Here is a 19270-nt window from a genome sequence, read left to right as displayed (position 1 = left end):
AGCCTGATCCTCAAATACGCAATCAAAACCAAGGCGCCGGCTCTCATCAATTAAATCGTGATATCAGGAGCCCTGGTGATTGAGCTGCTACTTCACACTATCCAATGGACTGATCAGACAAACACTACCAACGCGCCTTGGGCCACTTCAATCCGTTCAACGTGTTACCCGCTCAATCGCGCGTCCTACAAGAAGAGCTACATAAACGGAGACTCACCTCCATAAATCAAGGCGTTAGACCAAGGCGGCAGACCAAGGTTCAGACCAAGGTTCACACGTCTGGCATCCAAGGCCTTGCCCGTGGCGGGAAGTTCCACGGGCAGTCATGGTGATCTGGGCCCATTTGGCCATGATTCTGTATGTCTACGAAAAAGTGCCCAGAATGCCAAGCCCCGTTTGAACCGCGGCGCACCACTCAGCTGTACTGCTCAGCCTCGTGTTCGGGACGATCCCGTGAGAGGCGTCGCCGGGACACCCGGAGAGCCACAGCAAGAACAAGCACCCAAACCCTTGTTGCCCTTGAGCATGCCAATGGGAACGCTCGCCTCCTCAATGCGGAGAAACAGCACCTGCGCAGTTTGCAATCTGGAACATCCGTCATCCTGTCCAAGTCCCAGGAAACTGTCCTGGCTCGGGACAGAGTCATCGACGATCAGCGAACCCAGCTGCACCTATTGGCCAACAAGTATTTTGATCAGTCCAGTCAGCTTGCAGAGGCCAAGGCTGAATGCGTCGAGCTAAAACTGGAGGTCTCGCGAATCCTAAAGACTAGAAACGCTGATCTGCAGGACCTGATGCAGATCGCCGTTCGCATGCTCCAACTCACCGACCACCTCGGCATCCCCCTTGACCGGCCCACCGCGGAAATCTTCCACCGCCGCGGCTGGAACACGAATATCTCGGCGGAATCCCGATGACTATCTCCATCGCCCGCCTGACCGCGAAGAGCGGCGTCAAGTACCTGTTGAAAACCACCATGCACGACGACGTCCCCCTCACCCCAAGCGACGCCACGAGCTACTACATGAAGGCCGGCACTCCCCCGGGCAGGTGGATCGGCAGCGGCTTGGCTGGCATAAGCCGTGAAAGGCTGGACCCCGTCACCAGTGACGACGCCACCGCAGTCTTCACCGACGCCGACCACCCGGACACGCATCAGGCGTTGGGCCACCACCACGGAAAAACGACTATTGCCCATCGCAATGGTGAGGAAATCCAACGCGTGGCCGTGGCCGGATTCGATCTGACGTTCAGCGTCCCGAAGTCCATTTCCGTCCTGTGGGCGCTGGCTTCACGCGATGAACAGCAGCAGATCCTCGCCGCCCACCATAACGCCGTCGACGAGGTCCTCGAGTGGCTCGAGGAATCAGCCATCCACACCCGCACCGGTCGCGGCGGTGTCGCACATGTCGCGGCCAAAGGCGCGGTCGCCGCTGCGTTTGACCATTGGGAATCCCGCGCCCGAGATCCCCAACTCCACACGCACGTCGTCATTGCCAACCGGGTGCAGCGTGCAACGGACGGCGCCTGGACCACCCTGGATTCAAGGACGCTCTACAAGGCCACTGTGGCGGCCAGCGAACACTACAACGGCCTGCTCTTTGACCGTTTGCAAGACCGCCTCGGCGCGGTCCCGGGCTTCCGGCCACCTACCAGTCGCGTGCGCAACGCCCGCCATGAGCTCGTCGGCGTCGATAATGCCCTCATTCACGAGTTCTCCAGCCGAACCCACCGCATCGATGAAGAAAAGGATCGGCTCGTCGAGGCGTGGACGCAGGAACACGGCCGTGAGCCCTCCCCCACCGTGATCGTCAAGCTGCGCCAGCAGGCCACACTGTCCACCCGGCAGGCGAAGGGCAAGGACCCGCTGCCGCTCAGCGACCTCGCCGCCGGCTGGCGATCCCGAGCCCAGCAGCTCGGCTTTGAACCCGCCCACGTCGTCCGCCAAACCATCAACCGCTCCCACGAACGCCCCGTCAGCACTGCCGACCTCACCGGTCTATGGGTCACCGCCGCTGCCGACGCCACCCGCCAGGCGGTGGCGCAACGCCGCGCCACATGGAACCGCTGGAACCTCCTGGCCGAGGCAGAACGTATCTGCGCCGAAATTCGGTGCGCCTCCCCCGCCGATCGCCGCCACATGCTCGACGCCGTCACCTCCGCCGCCGAGTACCAGAGCGTCGCGCTCAACGCCTACCGCTACAACGTCCCGCTCAACGCCAGCAATGACATCGCCTTCGCCGGCCACGCCGTCTTCGAGTTCCCCGGCGCCCGCCTCTACACGGACGCCGGCATCCTAGCCAACGAACAATTGGTCATGGACACCAGGAACGACGACGGCGGACCCGCCATCGCGCCCCACCTCGCCGACACCTTCCTCACCACGGGCGACCATTCTGCCGGTCACCTTGGGCTGGCACCTGACCAACGTGCCGCAGCGCACGAGGTGCTCTCCAGCGGCAGGTTCCTTGACGCCGTCGTCGGTCCAGCAGGGTCAGGCAAAACCACCACCATGGCCGCCATCCGCGACGGTTGGGAACAGGCCTACGGTCCAGGCAGCGTCGTTGGACTTGCCCCGGCAGCTGCTAGTGCCGAGGTGCTCGGCAGGAAGCTGGGCTTGGCCGCTGAGAATGTAGCCAAGTGGCTGTATGAAACGGTCGGCCAAGGCGCTGTCCACCGGGCGGAACAGTTTCTGGACTTGGAGACTGCGAATCCAGCCTCGTCGTGGCAGCGGGCCAGAACGACGCAGCGGATGGCTGCCTTGGCTATGCAGCACGAGCAGTGGCAATTTCGGCGCGATCAGCTTGTGATCGTGGACGAGGCGTCGATGGTTTCGACCGTGCAATTGGCGGCACTGGTACATCAGGCGCGCGATATCGGTGCCAAGATTCTGTTGGTGGGTGATCCTGCGCAGCTGGACGCGATCGATGCCGGCGGGATCCTGGGCTGGTTGGACCGGCAGGGCAAGGCGGTGCAGCTGACCAGTGTGCGGAGGTTCAGCCACGAATGGGAGGGACCGGCGTCGCTCCTGCTGCGCGTGGGAGATGTGGCGGCGATCCAGGCCTATGCAACACATGGTCGTTTTCGCCACGGTGACTACGTCGAGATGGTTGACAAGGCGTATGAGTGGTGGGCCTCGGATATCCAAGCCGGGGTTTCGTCAATCCTCATCGCACCGGACAACGAGACCGTCACAGCCCTCAATGAACGTGCCCACGCGGAGCTGGTGGACAAGGGCACTGTTGATGCCGTCCGGACAGTGCGGCTCAGCGACGAGCTCTACGCGGGCCGCGGTGACACCGTCATTGCCCGCAAGAACGACCGGCGCCTCACTGATGACTCCGGTGACTTCATCCGCAATGGCACGCTCATCAAAATCACCGCGACGCCGGACCGCGATGGATCAGTGATGGGTCGCCGGCTCGACACCGGCAAGAGCATCCGGCTGAGCAGCGAGTACCTCACGGAATCCACCGAGCTCGGATACGCGACGACAGCGCACCGCTCCCAAGGCATCACTGTCGGCACCAGCCACACCTTGCTTACCCAAGGTTGCCTGACGCGTGAACTGTTCTACGTCGGCATGACCCGCGGACGGGACATGAACACCGCCTACGTGTGTGAATCCAGCCCCGCCAGTGACGACGAGCTGCATGAGGTGCCCGAGTCGACTTGGTTGGAAATCATCGGTGAAGTCCTGGCAGCCCAAGGATCCGAGCGAGCCGCGCACGAGGTTCGCGACGAGGAACAGGAGAATGCGCATTCCCTGCATCGTCTCGCCGCTGAATACGACTACCTCGCCCAGCTCGCGGCCGCTGACGACCTGCGTACCGCCGTCGACCATGTGCTGCCAGGCCTTGCGAGCATCTTGGAGTGCTCGCCATCGTGGGGTGCGGGTGTGGCTGCCTGGAGACGGGCAACGGCGGCCCAGCCACGTGCGGCGACAACAACACTGGAACACACGATTCGTAGCCCCGGCGACGCCGATGACCTTATGGCTGTTCTCCATGCACGACTCCGCCTTCTCGGTGGCAGCGCGTCAGATGGCCTCGATGATTGGTTGCATGAGGAGTTCGCCAGTAGCCGTCCAGATCTCACGGAAATGATTTCCCAAGTACGCCGCCTCGCAGCCGGCAGAGTCCAGGAGCTGAAAATGAAGGTGCTGGCCGGCACCGATCCGTGGACACAGCGAGTTGACGGCACGCTTCCCAGCGTCACCAATGCGATAGTACGAAATGCGCTGCTGGAACAAATAGCCATCTACAGGGATCGTTGGCAGATCGGGAATGACCCGGAACCGCTGGGCCCTCACCCGGCAGACTACGAGTGGGAACGCGCCAACGACCGGCGGCAGCTCGAAGCAGAACTGGCTCGGCTACAATCCACTGTTGCCGCCCGCGATGGATCTACCGCCGTGAAGGTTTCCGTTGGTGCTGCCCTTACCAATGTCGGCTGGAAAATTTAGAATAAGAGCGGAGGAGGTAGCTATGGAGAGCAACCCGATGATCAAGCCACAGCTCAGCGGCGGCCTCCTAGTCGCGACGACCGTCATCGTCGGAGTGGCTCTGCTGTACTTGGCCTTCGCGATTGCCATCGCGTGGCCAGGATTCCAGAGTGTTTGGATCGCGTTCGGAATAGCGCTCTTGGCGGCAGGCTGGGTTGCTTGGCGCTGGGCCCGACGATTTCAGGGGCGGCGACAGTGGCAGCAATTTGCCAACCGGCAGTGGGAATACCTAACCCGGATCAAAGGCGAACACGAAGCCACCACTGAGATCACAGTCATCAGTTTCGAAGAAATCCAACCGACTGGCTCCTGGGCAACCATACGCTGGAACAAGTTCGGCTACGTTCAACCAGTCTGGATCGAGAACGGAACGTTTGCCATCTGGCCAGATTCCGTCCTGCTTATCCGTCCAGATCCGACACAAATCCAGGTCGGCGCGCCATGGCCGCCAACCTACTATCTTCGGTCCCACGCGTGTTTGGCCATTGCACCGGTCCTATCCACTATATAAAGCGGGCCCTAAAAACCTTAGGTCAATCGATACACCATGACGACACGAAGCATTCTGCTCTTCGCTGGATAATGGTAAATGAAAAGCAAAAAAGACCATGGTCTACTATTCGTCATCGGCTGGCCGCCTAGTATTTGCCGGCATGCTCCACATATAGCGGCTCAGGACGTGAATCTGTGTACTTTGCCACCGCGTCCTGAACTGACGCGTCCTTCAAATTCAATGAATAGAAAACATCGTTGATCTTGATGACGGACTCAATGCGCTGATAGTCAGCACCGTGATCCAAGGCGTACTTTGCCATGCCCTTGAGCTTCGGAACGGAATCGCTAAGGCTCTGGGCATGAGGGTCAAGGATCGACGCAACGATTCCATCGCTCGTCTGATGAAAGAAGATGAAGTCTGGTGTCAGACCTCGGTACTTTCCGTTCATCGAGTATGGGATGGTCAATGACGCGGAACCGTAGTTGGGATTTCGGTACCAGCCGATGCAATTGCCATCCTGGAGCTCGGAATTCAGGACATGGACTTCCCACTCATTCAGCTTTACGGGGTAGTGGCCGGATTCGGAAGAAAGCAGATGTTTCGGCCAAACAATCTCAGCGACTGGGAACGGCTTGTTGATCGGCAACGTAATGACTGTTGGCTCTGGATCCGTAGCCTCAGAACGGATTTCATCGAGCTGAGCCTTCAACGTAGCCGACGACTTATTGATCTCAGTCTGGTATTCCTTGAACCACTCCAAGATTGTTTCGTTGGCTACTTTCTCAAGTCGATCCTTGACGTTCGGCTGATAGGCCACGACGGCCACCGACATCATGGCCGTGTAAACGTCGCCGTCTGCCGAGAGACGTTCGTTGAGGTAGCTGTCAGCCATAGACTTGCCGATACGGCGGCCAGCCTGTGAGTAGAGGTGCTCGATGCCCTTGGAGTCCATTTCCACTTCTTCTTGCGCATCAATCTCAAGTACCTGACCACCCTCGAAGAGAGTTGTTACCTGGTTCTCGATCAGGAAGTGAGCAAGCTTCGTTTCTTCTTGCTCGAACTTCTCGCTGGCATCCAATTGAAGGCGAGCCTCGCGCAGTACAGCAAGCAGCCGTTCATTGGACATCCTTGCCGCTCCCTGAAGGATAGCGCTCGGCCCACCTCCTGTGATGAGGGTGGCAAAGCTCTTGAGACGTTCTACTTGTGAGCGGTATTGGAAGCTGGGGATGACGTAAGACCGCAGCTCCGAGACCAGGTCGAATACACCACCGTCGAGCATTGGGTTACGGAGAAGTGTCACCGCCTCTTGGGTGATCACACTCATCCCGCCAGTATCCTTGTCGGAGTCAGCATCCGGATCATGCGCGACTTTGATCGGCTCGTCTTCAACCTGAACAGGCAACGTGGAAACGTTGGGCGGGACGACGTCGCCTTCATCATCAAGCAACGGCTTCGTCTGGTCTTCAGCTGCTTGCTGCCGACTACGTTCCGCGAATAGTCCCGTATTAAAGGTTGTTGCACGCTCCGCTACAGGGCTGGATGCAAGTGTCTCTTCCGTAGAGGGGAATATCGGCAGAGTCTCCTGAGGCGCTTCGTTGTCTTCACCCTGAGGATGAATCCACTCCTGGCGGAAGCTATCATCACCAAGTCGCAGTCGATCAGCGATCTGCTTCACACCGGCCTTGTTGAAGCGTGGCAGGAAGCAATGAACATAGTTCAGTGCTTCGTTCTTCTCGACCCGTCGAGCCAAAGGCGTACGAATCATACGGCCGACGATCTGAGTAATCGCGTCTTGATCCTCGACCTTTCTATAGGACAAAAGAACTTCTGCCCGAGGGCAGTCCCAGCCCGTCGTAATGGCTTGCTTGCAAAGCACAACACGGATATCCAAGTCATCCTGGATATCTTCGGGGTTCGAGTAAGCGATGTTGTATGGCCCAGCGACTAGCGTCTTGTGGTCAGAGAAAGTATGGCAAATGTTGACGGACTTAAGCCCTGGCCAGGATTCCATGATCGTCGTGACGATACCGGCCAGCTCGTCCGCTTCATTGGCGGATGTGTTGACGACCTGAACGACTAGAGCTGGCAATACCTGCGGTTCACTCTCGACTTCCGAATACTCCTTCCAAGTTTTCTCGTACTTGAGAGTAGTTGCGACGGCATGACGCAGTAGCGCTGACTCGTTGAAGGATGCCCCTGGCGCCTCGGGTGATGACAGAACCAATCCATCTTTGAGAAGACCAGACTGTTGCACTTCTTCTACAGCAACCTTGGTTGGGATAACACGCCGATCAATGCTATCCATCGCCTTCTCAAAGCGCTTGGGCGTAGCAGTAATGCCCACGATGACCGGAGCAGCAGGCCGACCCGTCTTGGCCCCTCCGATGATGCGAGAAACGATGGTATCGCGCGAACGCTCCATCTTCATGCCGACGTGGGCTTCGTCTATCATCACGACAAACTTGTCGGGCCTGGACTGGATCGTATTGGTCAATGTTGACCAGAAGGAATACTCGCGGGTATCGCCCCCTTCTTTGACCAATTTCCCGCTTGAGCTGAGCTTTTGAACGTTGAGGAAGTAGATTTTGCCAGGATCGAGCACCTTCTGATCAAAACTGGACTCGATGATCTCGATGGTTCCGTGCGAAATTTTGTCTGATGCCGTGAGGAACTTGCGTGACGTTTGCTCGTTCAGCGATGGGTCATCAGATACCCAAAGGAACGTCCAATCCGGTTGACCCAAGACATCTTCAGATCCAAACAAGGCCGCCTCAATTACAGCTGACGCGATGACGGTCTTTCCAGAGCCCGTTGGAGCAGTGAGCTGGACGGCAGTAACTCGTGCTCCATCACTTATCTGATAGCGGTTAATCCCATCGCTGATGTCTTCAAGTATCTGGCGCTTAGCCTTGGCCTGGTAGCCACGAAGTTTGAATTTCATGTGATGGTCTAGCCCTGCCTAGTGTTGATTTCGAAAGTCTGAAGGTAATCCGAATAAAGCCGCACGGAATCGATATGTTGATCAATCTGTACGTTGATCGCCTCAAATTCAGCTTGAGAATCAGTAACAATGAATACGGAACGGATGTCTTCACGCGCATTGACCGCTCGCACGAATGGCTCCCACTGATCGATGTCAGTCAGCAAACCATAGTAAGCTGCGTCTGGAACGATCCACCCATCCTCGGGAAGCTCATCAATGCGTTCACCCTCGGACCCAGCTCGCATCCACAGGATGGGTGCGATGGCTTCAAACTTCTGCCCGAGCCGGACAAGCTGGTTGTCTTCATAGGTCAGTTCGAAGAATTCAACATTCTCGTCAAAACCATCTGATATAGGGAACTCATCGTTGAATTTGTAATCTCCGGATATCGGAGTGCCTCCTGGGGTCGCTCCAGTGATAGCAGCCGAAATTCTTGGCTTCGTGATGTACTCACAGATGCCCCACTTTTCCCATTCCGCATCACCAGGCTGAAGGCCTTGACGCTTTAGTTCGGCCTGTTCATCAACACTAACTTCGTTGTTGGTGATGCTGATTGACCTTCGGCGCCCCCCATCCCGTCGGTTGAGACGCATCACTGCGTGTGCAGTAGTTCCAGAACCGGAGAAGAAATCGAGCACGACGGCGTCAGGGTTGTCAGAGACGAAGAACCTCAGTGCATCTTCAACGGCGTACAGCGACTTGGGAAATGGGAATGACCTGTCCGGCAGGATCGACTTCAAGAGTCTCGAACCATGTTCGGAAGCTGAATGGGCGGGGATAGCCCACTGAGTAGTCGGTACAAATCGCGGACGGTAGCCAGTTTCATCTAAGATGACAGACCCGTCATCGGCACGCCCAACAACAGTAATTAGCCCATCGTGAATCTTTTTCTGTTCTCCGGCGGCAAGATAGGCAATCCGCATTCCTCTTCTGTGGAACTTGGTTCCCGGACGAACGAAACCGTCAGCCCAGGCTTCACGCGTTTTCTCGGCTCCCAGTTGCCAACGCCCCTCTGCGTCATTCTCTCTGATTGGCCAGACCGCAATCGTCCCTTCGGGAGATGTAACTGTTGAGCGATCTGCCGTCAAGGGAATCGGATCACCAATCGAATGAATCGCTGAGCCGTCCTCTAGGACAAACACTGGGAAGAACATCGTCGGTCGATCAGTGCGACTCGAATTATTGCCCGCACGCAAAAGACCACGCCAACGGATGGTATCCATCGTCGTTTTTCCGTTGCCGCCGATCCAAGCCGAGTCGAGCGGAAGTGCCTTTGGTCCCGAACTGCCAAACATCACGAAGAAATAGTGCTCATCCGAGCGCGAGAATTCACTAGTTCTCGCGATTCCGCCAGGCTTGATCGCAACCGAAACCATTTGAATCTTGGCGCTTGGAAATATCTGTTCAAGCAAGAGTGCGAGCCGATGTACTTCTCGTTCATCGATCGTGACAATCAGAACAGAATTGCTTGGCTTCAGAAGGTCTTTGGCAATCTTGAGACGGCGCTCCATGAAGGCAAGCCATTTAGAGTGCCGATAGGCATCTTCGCCGTCAACATAGTCGTTGTTGTATTTCCAGTCTTTGGCGCCTGTGTTGTATGGCGGATCAACATAGATCGCATCAACTTTGCCACGGTGACCGTAAAGAAGGGCCTGTAGCGCGTGAAAATTCTCGGCGTTTATCAAGGTATGGAATGGCTTCGTACCTCCGCGTTCAATCTTTCCAGTTGACTTCAGTCCTGGGTAAATTGAATCTCCGAACTCCCTAATTACAATGAGTTCATCTAAGCGGGCGACCATCCGAACTGAACGATCATTTCGGGAAACCAACCTAGCATTATCGCCTTCGATCTTTGCGACTTCCCAGATTCCAGGAGTTGCGCTATCGCGAAAGACAACCTTCCCACCGCGGCTAACTTCGAAACCGGGCAACACTACTGACTCAGGTCGATGTTCTTCAAAGACAAGGCCAAAACTGGTCTTTGCAGCCAGCTTAGTGACCTGTTCCTGAATCTCACTCCTCAGTCTTGGGTCAGTGATCCTTTCGATCAGTGTGTCCAAGTGTGCCACGGTTCTCCTCAGATGAAATCAATGAAGCCAGGCAAACATCACCCTAGGGAAGATTGTTGGAGTGGCTTCTAATGACTTTACCCGCGCGGTGGCTAGCTGACGATTCGGGGCGCCCCTCTGACAACGCGTGTCTCAGCAACTACGCCCAAAGTCATCGGCCTGCCAGCAATATCTTGCCCGGCGAACTGAACACCTGCTTGGTCGTCGCGATCTCTGGCTCTTCATACTTGGCCCATCGCGAATGTAGGATAAGTTCTCAGCCGCGTCAAACGAATCGGGCAATGCCAATCACTTGGTTACCATGGTTTGAAGACCTAACGCCCCACAGACGGTATGCCTTCCGCGAAGGATCCACCAACATTGTGCGCTGGGGGCGCCAAGTCCTGATACCCGTCAGACCTTGCCTACTGAGGGCATGCCTGCCACGGCGGCTGTTGCTACCGATTCCCCCAGCCAACAACGGTTTCGCGAGTCGTAATCCGAAGCAGGGCGTGGGACTCAGAACGCTCGAAGAAGCGTAGTCACGCTTCCACCCCCGGACTGCGTCGGCGCTGACTAGAAGTTGAATAGGCCATAGGGGAATAGGCCCAGAGTCCACGTGGAATGACCCCTTTTCTCGGGCGGGCGACTGCAATGGACAGCTGGCCTCCAAGCATTGAAGGGTTCGAAGTCTCCAAAATCGCCTTTGCCACGGACGTCACACGACCCAATACAGACTTAGCAATATCTACCCGAGACATGGGTATCCTGTCCCGCGTGCAGCGCAGAATCGAGTCGGCTTCGGCCTCGAGAACAGCGTCTGCCCATCCCGCCAAATAGGCAGCTGACCGTTCACCTCGGTCGATGCCATGGGCCCGGAGGACCACGTAGGCGACGGACTCGGCCTCGATCTCAGCCAGGCCGCGGTGTTCGGAACTGCTGCCATAGAGGGCTCCTATGGCGTCACCTGGAACGTGCAATGAGGCGTGGGCAAGTTCGTGCGCGAGCGTTGCAACACGATCCTCAGCATCCAGCCATGATCCAACACTGATTAGACGGCGTCCGTGGTCGGTGTAGCCGTCTGCCAGTCCTGCCTGCGTATCCGAGACGACGATGTTGTATCGCGCGTTTCGCGCGACTCCCGTAAGAGACTCCCACAGCTGCGTGCATGAATCGATTTGGAGTGGCACCTCCGGCTGACCTGCAACAGGAACGCGCAAAGGCTCACCCTCGGTCTGCGACACATCGAACACTGCTTGACCACGCCATCCGACAATCCTTGACCGATGTTCACCGTCGCCCGGTTGACCAGGGTCGGGTTCCCGTGCCTCGGAGGCCTCACCCGGTTTATCAGCAGACGTGATTCGAGCGGTTCTAGGTGCAATCACGTACAAGGCGTGCTCACCCTTGAGAACATAGCGGCCATGCCGTTCCCATTCCTTGTACCCCGCAACAAGGGTCGGCTTCATAGGGCCTCGTTGGGCCAGTTGCATCATCAAAAGTGCGACATTACCTCCCGAGTACCGCCACATGGTCGCTGAAGCGTCGAGGAGGCGGTGCCATTGCTGCGGTTGGTCGACAGCGTCCGCAAGCAGCGCATATAGGCCCTCCGTCAGCTCGGCAACGCGCTGTTCAGGACTGGGGTGGGTGGCTGGCGGCGCTCCCCCATTTGCTTGTACTACCGTCAGCGATCGTGGTGTTGGTTCGGATGTAGCTTCCATGGCTCCATTCCTCCGTTACTGCCCGGAATCGGTGGTGCCTGAATCCGCACCGCCGGGTGTTCCCGAATCGGACTGTTTCGCTCCGTCCACGCCTGAAAGCGGCAACCCCGTCATCGCGGGGCCGTCGTCAGGCAACCGACGCACAGGCGGTTCGCGGTGTTTCTGCAAGCTGACGCAGCCAGCCGTCCTGGTCAGATCCCTCAACCGGACGACGCTGTGCTCCATGCGCTCATGAAAACCCAAGGGGCCGAAACCGCCGTCGTCCTCGGTATAGGAGGCCTGCTCCGCCCGCTGCAGCGCATACAGCTCAGCCACAATGTCCGAGTGCCGCCACCAGCAGTCAGGGATCACGGAAGTGGGCAGGTGGTAGGTCTCCACGAACCAGCGGACCCAACTACCGAGGTGGTTCCACACGGTCTCCGAGGTGCGGGGGTCCATGTCCCTCCACCGGTACGTCATGGGTACCCGCTCGGAGCGCAGGCCGCGCGTTGAGCCGAAGAGCAGCGCCGCGAAATTGTCTTCGGCACCGTTCTCGACGTCGTATTCAAAGGATTCGTCCTCGTCCATGGCTATGACTCCTGTTCTTGTGCGGGGATTGGCTTTTGTTGTTCGTGCTGTCGTTTGAGGTGGCCGGTGAGCAGTTCAAGCTCGGTCTGCTCCTTGGACCGCCGAAGTTGCGCCGCGTCCTTACGCTTGTGCCATTCGCGCAGGTCCAAGAGGATGGGGCGGCTGCGTCGCCCGAGCATGATGGCCGTACCGGCCGGGAGCCGCCGGATTTCATGCAACGGGATTACCGGCGACTCACGGATTTGCTCGCCGTCCTGGCGGCCCTGCGATGACCATGATCGGGTGTTGAACGTCAGCGTCCGTTCGCCAATGAGGCCAGCGAGTGCGCGGAGGTCGCGTTCGTCCGAGCCGCCGCCGAAGATGACCTTGATGATGGCGGCATCCCAAATGGTGGCGGCCTCGTCCATCGACCAGCCGGAGCGGGCCTGAGACAGGGACTGCAACACTACAATGGTGGAGATGCCAATACCGCCACCGTCCGACAGCACCACCGGCAGCCCCGGCCATGGGGAGAGATTGGCAATTTCGTCGAGGATGAGCGACAACGGCGGATCAAGCCGACCACCCGCGCAGACGAAAGCCATCTCCCTGGCGGCGTAGTCGATGTCATCGATCAACGCGGACAGGAAGGGGCCTGCCGCGGCTGCACCGCTCTTGGTCCCGATCAGGTAAAGAGTGCCGCGTTGTTCGATGAAGACTTTGGGGTCGAATTGTTCGCTGCTCTCTCTCGGGTTCAGAGCAGCGAGGACCTTGGGTGAGGAAAGCGGCGCTGCGGCGGCTGTCACGCCGATCCAGGAGTTGGAGGTGTTGCGGGGATCGTCGTCGACGATGCCCATCAAATCGGCTTGCCAGCCCAGAGCAGCCTCGGGCCGGCCGAGGATGTTGAGGGCCTCCCTGGCCAGCACGGGGTTTGACGCCCAGCGGCGAAACGACGAAACTCCCTCACCCGAAAGCGCAGCGGCATGCAGCAAACATTGCAGCACTATCTGCGAGCGCTTTTGCCAGGCGGCGTTCTCTCCTTTGAGTGCGGCGTCTGCAGAGATGACAAGTGCTCGGCGGGTGGCGACGTCGGGGTCTTCGCAGCCTCTCACTGGTGACCAGCGCAGGGTTGTGGGCAGGCCGGACATGCCTTGTGGGTCGAAGACTGTGACGGGGCGGCCGTTGGTGGCGCGGGCTTTCATGGTCACGACGAGGTTGTCTGCCCGGGTTGAGGTGGTGACGACGGCGCCTGGTGCGTCGAGGATGGCGTTGATAATGACGTAGAGGCCCTTGCCGGAGCGGGGTGCGCCTTGGATGACGAGTGACTCTTCGGTGGAGACGTGGACTGTGACGCCGCGCGATTTACCGATGGTCCAGGAGACTTCTTCAACTTTGGGGTCTTTGGCGCTGGGGCGGGTGTACCGGCCTCTCTTCAGTGCTGCCTTGGCGCCGAATTCGCGGGCGATTTCTGCCCGTCGTGCCACGCCGTCGCGGCTGAGGATGTCTTGCCGGAGCCAGGCTCCGGATTGGCGCCAGACATGCCAGCCGAGGATGCCTGCGAGTGCGGCAACAGCTATGAGAACGAGGATGGGTGCGACGATGAGCCAGACCTGTCCGGTGCCGATGCGGCAGGTGCCTTGTGCGGGCAGGATCCATTGGATCCGTCCGCTGAACAGGCCGGGCAGAACGGCGGGGCTGAGATTCCAGGGCGCAGTCCTTTCGCATTGCGTTGAGTAGGCAATGTGGGCAGCAGCATCGATGAAGAGGCTGAGGACCACGTAAATTGACGTGGAAACCAGTCCGAAGGTGACCATCGGATTGCCATCATCCAGACGCCGGGGCATCAGAGCATCCTCTCATCGGTGCCGAACACAGCCAGCTCGTCGGTGGTGACCTGGTTCGCCACAATGAACGAGCGGTTGCCGACCTTCCACAGGCCCACACCCTTGGGGAGCTTCTCCACGTGTTCGCATTCGGCTTCGGTCAGGCCCAGTGCTTCCTTGGTCAGTTGCATGGCGTCGTGCTTTTGCCGGTAAATGACTCTGGTGTCGGCCTCGGTGAGCAGGCCCAGTGCTTTTTGCCGCAGACCGCTGGTGCTGTCGCCAATCTCGTTCAGGTCGGCAATCTTGTGCATGATGAGCAGGTTCGAAATCCCGTAGCCGCGGGCCAGTCGCCATTGTTCGCTCATCTTGGCGAGCATGTAAGGGTCCGCGAGCATCCGCCAGCCTTCGTCATAGACCACGATCCTCTTGGCTCCGTCGGGGTTCGTCACGGCCGCTTCCAGCCAGGTCGCACCGCAGGCAGCCGCCAGGGACAAAGCTTGTTCCGAGGCGCCGATCAGGGCCGAGGTGTCCATGACCATGATGGGGGCATCGGCGTCGAAGGCGACGGTGGAGGGTGCGTCAAACATGCCTTCCAGGTCACCTGAGACTGTTCTCCGCAGTGAATGTCCGACGCCGATCCCTCCGTCCGGTCCGACCAGCGCGGCCGTCGCTGGAGTTGGGTTGAGCAGGTACTGCAGGACCATGGGCAGCGTTGGCGTGCTGTTGGCTGCCACTGCATCGGTCAGGGCCATGTCCAAGGCGGTGTGCTCAACGGGGCTCAGCGGAACGCCGGGTCTCATGAGCGAGACAAGTGCAACCAGCAGGTGGCGGCGGCGTTGACGAACCACTGCCAGCCACTGCGCATCGGACAACGCGCTGGAGCGTGGGCCGGCGTCGAGGGGATTGACCCTCGTTGCACGGCCCGGACCCACGGAAATGACTTTCCCTCCCGGGATGGCATTGGCGACGGGAACCCACTCCCCCTTGGGATCCGAAGCAACTGCTGCCTTGCGACCCAGGGTGACCGAACGGGTCACGAGGGACTTGCCGCACATGGACTTGCCCGTGCCCACTGTTCCGATGACGACAATGGACGGGCCACTGATGAACCCCTTGTCGTACATGACCCACGGGTCATAGCAGAACGCACCAGATCCAAAGAGATCCGTGCCGATATAGGTTCCCTCCGGTCCGAGCCCTGACTCGGTAAGAAACGGGTACGCTGCCGCCATGGTCAGGGTCGAGGCCCGATGCGGGGCTGGGTGTACCCGGTGCGGGCCCCAGAGCGTGGCTCCATCCCGCTTGCCCCAATCCACAGCCAAGCCGCGTTGCCCTGACTCTTCGGCTCGCTGTGCCCTCAACTCACTCAACGACAGTGTCGGCGAGGTGTCCAGCGAACGTTCGCGCCGCCGTCGTTCCTTCCGCTCCGAACGGTTCTCATCGGCAGGAGCAATACTGACGGTGGCGACATGCTTGTTCATTTCAGTCCCCTTCCCAAGGGCAAAGCGCCGGCGATGAACGCGGGCCATTGTTGACCTGGCATGAGCCGCAACTCGACAAAGGCACCGGCAGCGGCGGACTCAAGTTCCTGGCGACAACGCGACAACTCGTCCAGTGTTGCCGCGGTAATAGTTACATAGGCCGCAGGACGCACATCCCCATGACCGGCGACAATTTCCTCCTCGCGCTGGGCAACTTCTTCCTCCTCCGCACGCTGTTCCCGCGTGAGGGGCCGGTCCAGCCGGGCATTGATGCGGCGCCGTGTTTCATGGGCTTCCTGTGCGGAACGAATGTCCCGCAGCGCCTGGTCAGTAGGTACGGCCCGGATGACTTGGGAGATGATGTGCCGGAACTCCCCCACGTAGATCAGCGGTTGCAGAAACCCTGGGTAGACCTGCTGGCGGGGCCACTCGGCAACCCAGAATGTTTGGTGAAACCCTGAATCGGTTCGCAGATAAGTCCAGTGCTCCTCGGTGGCCATAGGTCCGGGTGACACCACTGTGCTGCTTTTCCCGGTGCCTGTCGCAGCCGCCCACTTCGCCACCGTCTCTGGATCAAACGAACCGCGGACCACAGCCGTCACAGCCGTGTCTGACAACCACTCCGTCACCGTCACTCCGTGCGTTTTCAACCCGGTACTAAAGGCCTCGACTTCCGAGCGAAGAACGTGCTCCAATCCGGCCATGGCGCCGCCTGCATCCTTGATCCTGCGGTGCGCCTTGGCCGTATCAAGAACAATCGTCATGATGATCTCGTGACTCATGGCAGACCCTGCTGCTTCGATCAAGTCCAGATAGGACTCGTCTCCCCACTGTGCGTCGGCAATTCGTTCCGGGGGCACGGCACGCTCGTAGTAGGCGCGGAGCGCACTCGATGGGTAGGGCACGGTGTAATCCTGAATGGCGATCCGGGCAATGGCTGGCCGCCGGGCCATGGCCGCCTGAACCCTTGACCAGGACTGGACAGCGAAGGCTTTGTCGTCGTTGTCCATGAGGGCAAAGGACGTGGTGGTGCAACGCAGCGAGGCCATGGCCTCATGCCCGTTGCGGTCCAGGACGAACCCTTCGCCACTCACTGTCTTGCACAGTTCCAGACTGCCCAGACCGCCGGGCAATGCCATGGTTCCGACCTTCTTCGGTTGCTCCGGGCGGGCCAGGTAGCGGGTCTCGTTCAGGACTGAACGCAGAAAGAAGATCGACGCCGTAAATGCCCACACAGGGTAAGGAATGCGGGCGTATTGCAGGACTCCGAACAGCATGAGCCCTAGCCACACCGGAGCCATCAAGATGAAGGCAATCGGGCCGCCCGTAGCCGATGAGAGGGCAGCAATCAGCATTCCCAAAGCAACCAGGGAAAGCTGGTACCACTGCAACCCCATAAACAGTCCATGCCGTTCATGGCGCGGGAATCGAACAGGTTGCAATACGCGGGTGTCTTCAGTCATGATGTCCATCTCCATGCGTGGGAGGCTTATTCGGTAGACGCTTGGAAGGGTCCACCGGGTAGTGCGGTGCAGTCGGTGCCGGGCGAGGCACAGGACTCGTTGGGCCAGCCTTTGGCGCCGGGTCCGGAGGGGCCACCTTCGGCGGAGCCGGCCGGGACGACCCTGCTTTTTGTGGCATTGGTGTGCCATTTGGGGAGCCAGTGCTCCTTCCGGGGTAACGAGACGTAGTTGGCCCAGTGGACGCCGTCGGTGGTGTCGAGGCAGATCGGCCAGAGGTAGCAGGTGGTTCGTGTCCACTCGACGGGGCACTGGCTTGTCCCCGTTTGGCCGATGGACCTGGCGGCATGGGCCAAGCCGTTGACGCTCCGGAATTATGCTCCGGTGCTCCTGCATGGGCCGAACCATGGGTTTTAGGTCTCGAGGCTGTTGGGCCCGCTGTCTGTGAGGGGTTGCCGATCCAGGCCTTACTCGCCCCTGCATGCATGGCGGCGGGGTGCAAGGGTGTTGCAGAATGCTTGGACGCCACCGGCGTCGGCCCCTTGCTACCTACACCTGGCATGTGCAGTTTGCCGCCAAACTGACGACCAAGCTGCCGGCTCGTGAAGCTTCCGGCCCGACTGGCAACATGGCCGCCACCTGCCATCTGGGCAGCGCCGGCAATCTCACCGCCGGCAAAGCTAACGAGCTTGAGGGCCATCAATGGCGCCCCGCAGGCCAACACCATTCCCACGGCGCCAGACGCAAGTCCGCTGAACGACGTCGAATCCGCAAACAATTTCACTGCCACCGCAAGGACAGTCGCAGCGAGTGGTTTCGCAATCAACAGCGCAATGACCGTCTCGCACCACATCCTGCTCCAGGACTTCGTCTTCTCCCAGGGCAGGAGCATGAGAGCCACCGGAGCAACAGCAGCCAAAACAATCAGTGCAAATGACCGAAAGATCATTGAGCACATGAGAATGAATGCCAGAACCCACACAACAAGAACGGCGATGGCCGTCACGACCACTGCCCCGGATAGGTCTCCGTTCGTCCCGGCGCTAAGGGACACGACATCCCACTCACGTCCAGAACCAGCTTCGGCTCGCTGGAAGCCGAACAATCTCATGAACACCACATACGGATCTTTACCGAGCGATGCGAGCAAGGCTGTGGACGCCGAATCTGTGAAGCTGGAGAGCTTTGCCATGAGGTTCGTCGCCAAGTAGACCAACGGGACAGCCAGCGCGCCGCCAAGAAGGGCGCGGCCGATACGACGCGGCTGTTGACTGACCAAGCCTGCGATGAGCTGGACGATCATGACCACAACCAAAGGCGTCATCATGACGACAACCCACCAATTCGTCAGGCCGCTGACAATGCCCCATTCTGATGCGTCAATGTCTGACACACCGAATGCACCAGAAATAAACGACCACATCCACGACGCCATGCTCTCGAGGATGCCGGCGATGTAGGAGGTAACCGACGAGGCGAAGTTGTCGTTCGCTTGGGACACGATGCCACAGCCGGGCGGCCACCAGCCGCCCATGCTGCATTTGACCATCGGTAGCATGGTCCACGCCTAGAAACCGAGGTTGAACGCGTTCTGGGACCACAGGATGTAGCCATTGATGCCACCCAGGATAGCCGCGACGGGCCCCGTCCAGAGTAAGATCATGCCACCGCCGGATGCCAGACGCGAGGATTGGCTGAGCTTGCCAGCCAACAGCATGGCGGCGCCGATGATCGCCACAATGGCAATCACGATGAACGCGCCGACGAGAATACCGCCGCCGATTTCTTTGAGGGACTCGAGGAATGGGAAGTTGGTGTTCGGGGTGATCCCGGGATCCACCGCGGCCAGATACAACATAGTGAACTCCAATCGCTGGTTGCCCACATGCGTGGACGTTTTGTTCACCTGCTTCATGTCGCTGGGAAGGGAAAACTACATGACCAGTCGCTCCAAAAATTCGATGCCTTCAGAATGGGACCGCAATCCATCTTTCGTACGGCTCTTCGCATTGAGGCATGGCCTGCGTATCTGTTTCGACACTGGCTGCTGCCGTTTGCAGCGAGCAGTCTGTAGTTCGGAAACTCTAGAAGTCTCGCGCGATCCACCGTGGCGTCTCCATGACTGGCAAATACGGCTTTAGGGTACGGCTAGTCCGGGTAGGTGGTACTGCGCGTTTCGGCTAGGCGGTACCGCTGGGGTCTGGGTTG

Annotated in this window: 12 protein-coding genes; 3 read left to right on the top strand and 9 right to left on the bottom strand. The window is 59.1% G+C overall.

All coding sequences use genetic code 11. The features are described from left to right. Nucleotides 1-578 precede the first annotated feature (578 nt). From CVS29_RS17625 to CVS29_RS17615, 3 genes are read left to right on the top strand one after another with little or no spacing between them, the layout of a single operon-like run. Complete coding sequence (locus tag CVS29_RS17625; RefSeq protein WP_110107901.1) at nt 579-917, top strand: hypothetical protein; 339 nt, start codon at nt 579-581, stop codon at nt 915-917. Then, nucleotides 914-4465 (top strand): MobF family relaxase, encoded by a 3552-nt coding sequence (gene mobF, locus CVS29_RS17620; RefSeq protein ID WP_110107900.1) that lies wholly within the window; start codon nt 914-916, stop codon nt 4463-4465. Before CVS29_RS17625 ends, mobF begins: the two co-directional genes overlap by 4 nt. 22 nt (nt 4466-4487) lie before the next feature. Then, nucleotides 4488-5015 carry a phage holin family protein gene (locus CVS29_RS17615; RefSeq protein WP_110107899.1) on the top strand — a complete coding sequence of 176 codons (528 nt, stop codon included), beginning with the start codon at nt 4488-4490 and terminating at the stop codon, nt 5013-5015. A gap of 127 nt (nt 5016-5142) precedes the next feature. On the opposite strand, the gene CVS29_RS17610 is transcribed toward CVS29_RS17615, so the two are convergent. The 9 genes from CVS29_RS17610 to CVS29_RS17570 all read right to left on the bottom strand — a co-directional run bounded on the left by CVS29_RS17610 (nt 5143) and on the right by CVS29_RS17570 (nt 18920). Further along, nucleotides 5143-7941: a DEAD/DEAH box helicase gene (locus CVS29_RS17610; protein ID WP_110107898.1), complete on the bottom strand. Its 2799-nt coding sequence runs from the start codon at nt 7939-7941 to the stop codon at nt 5143-5145. An 8-nt stretch (nt 7942-7949) separates the two neighbouring features. Beyond that, nucleotides 7950-10052: a site-specific DNA-methyltransferase gene (locus CVS29_RS17605; RefSeq protein WP_110107896.1), complete on the bottom strand. Its 2103-nt coding sequence runs from the start codon at nt 10050-10052 to the stop codon at nt 7950-7952. A gap of 521 nt (nt 10053-10573) precedes the next feature. Further along, entirely contained in the window at nt 10574-11752 is a 1179-nt protein-coding gene (locus tag CVS29_RS17600) for an ArdC-like ssDNA-binding domain-containing protein (RefSeq protein WP_110107894.1), read from the bottom strand. A 15-nt stretch (nt 11753-11767) separates the two neighbouring features. Beyond that, nucleotides 11768-12319, bottom strand: coding sequence for a hypothetical protein (locus tag CVS29_RS17595; RefSeq protein WP_110107892.1), 552 nt, complete (start codon nt 12317-12319; stop codon nt 11768-11770). A gap of 2 nt (nt 12320-12321) precedes the next feature. Then, nucleotides 12322-14142 carry a type IV secretory system conjugative DNA transfer family protein gene (locus tag CVS29_RS17590; protein ID WP_110107890.1) on the bottom strand — a complete coding sequence of 607 codons (1821 nt, stop codon included), beginning with the start codon at nt 14140-14142 and terminating at the stop codon, nt 12322-12324. Further along, entirely contained in the window at nt 14142-15602 is a 1461-nt protein-coding gene (locus tag CVS29_RS17585) for an ATP-binding protein (RefSeq protein ID WP_110107888.1), read from the bottom strand. The genes CVS29_RS17590 and CVS29_RS17585 overlap by 1 nt, the downstream gene beginning before the upstream one ends. Next, nucleotides 15599-17065, bottom strand: coding sequence for an SCO6880 family protein (locus CVS29_RS17580; RefSeq protein WP_110107886.1), 1467 nt, complete (start codon nt 17063-17065; stop codon nt 15599-15601). The genes CVS29_RS17585 and CVS29_RS17580 overlap by 4 nt, the downstream gene beginning before the upstream one ends. Continuing rightward, nucleotides 17058-18563 (bottom strand): type IV secretion system protein, encoded by a 1506-nt coding sequence (locus CVS29_RS17575; RefSeq protein WP_170121035.1) that lies wholly within the window; start codon nt 18561-18563, stop codon nt 17058-17060. The genes CVS29_RS17580 and CVS29_RS17575 overlap by 8 nt, the downstream gene beginning before the upstream one ends. A gap of 66 nt (nt 18564-18629) precedes the next feature. Beyond that, on the bottom strand, nt 18630-18920 hold the full coding sequence (locus CVS29_RS17570; protein ID WP_104111952.1) for a hypothetical protein: 291 nt from the start codon (nt 18918-18920) through the stop codon (nt 18630-18632). Nucleotides 18921-19270 lie beyond the last annotated feature (350 nt).

The organism is Arthrobacter psychrochitiniphilus (assembly GCF_003185915.1).
GTDB lineage: Bacteria > Actinomycetota > Actinomycetes > Actinomycetales > Micrococcaceae > Specibacter > Specibacter psychrochitiniphilus.
Note: the sequence above shows the minus strand (reverse complement) of the source record. Positions and strands in the feature narration are given on the sequence as shown.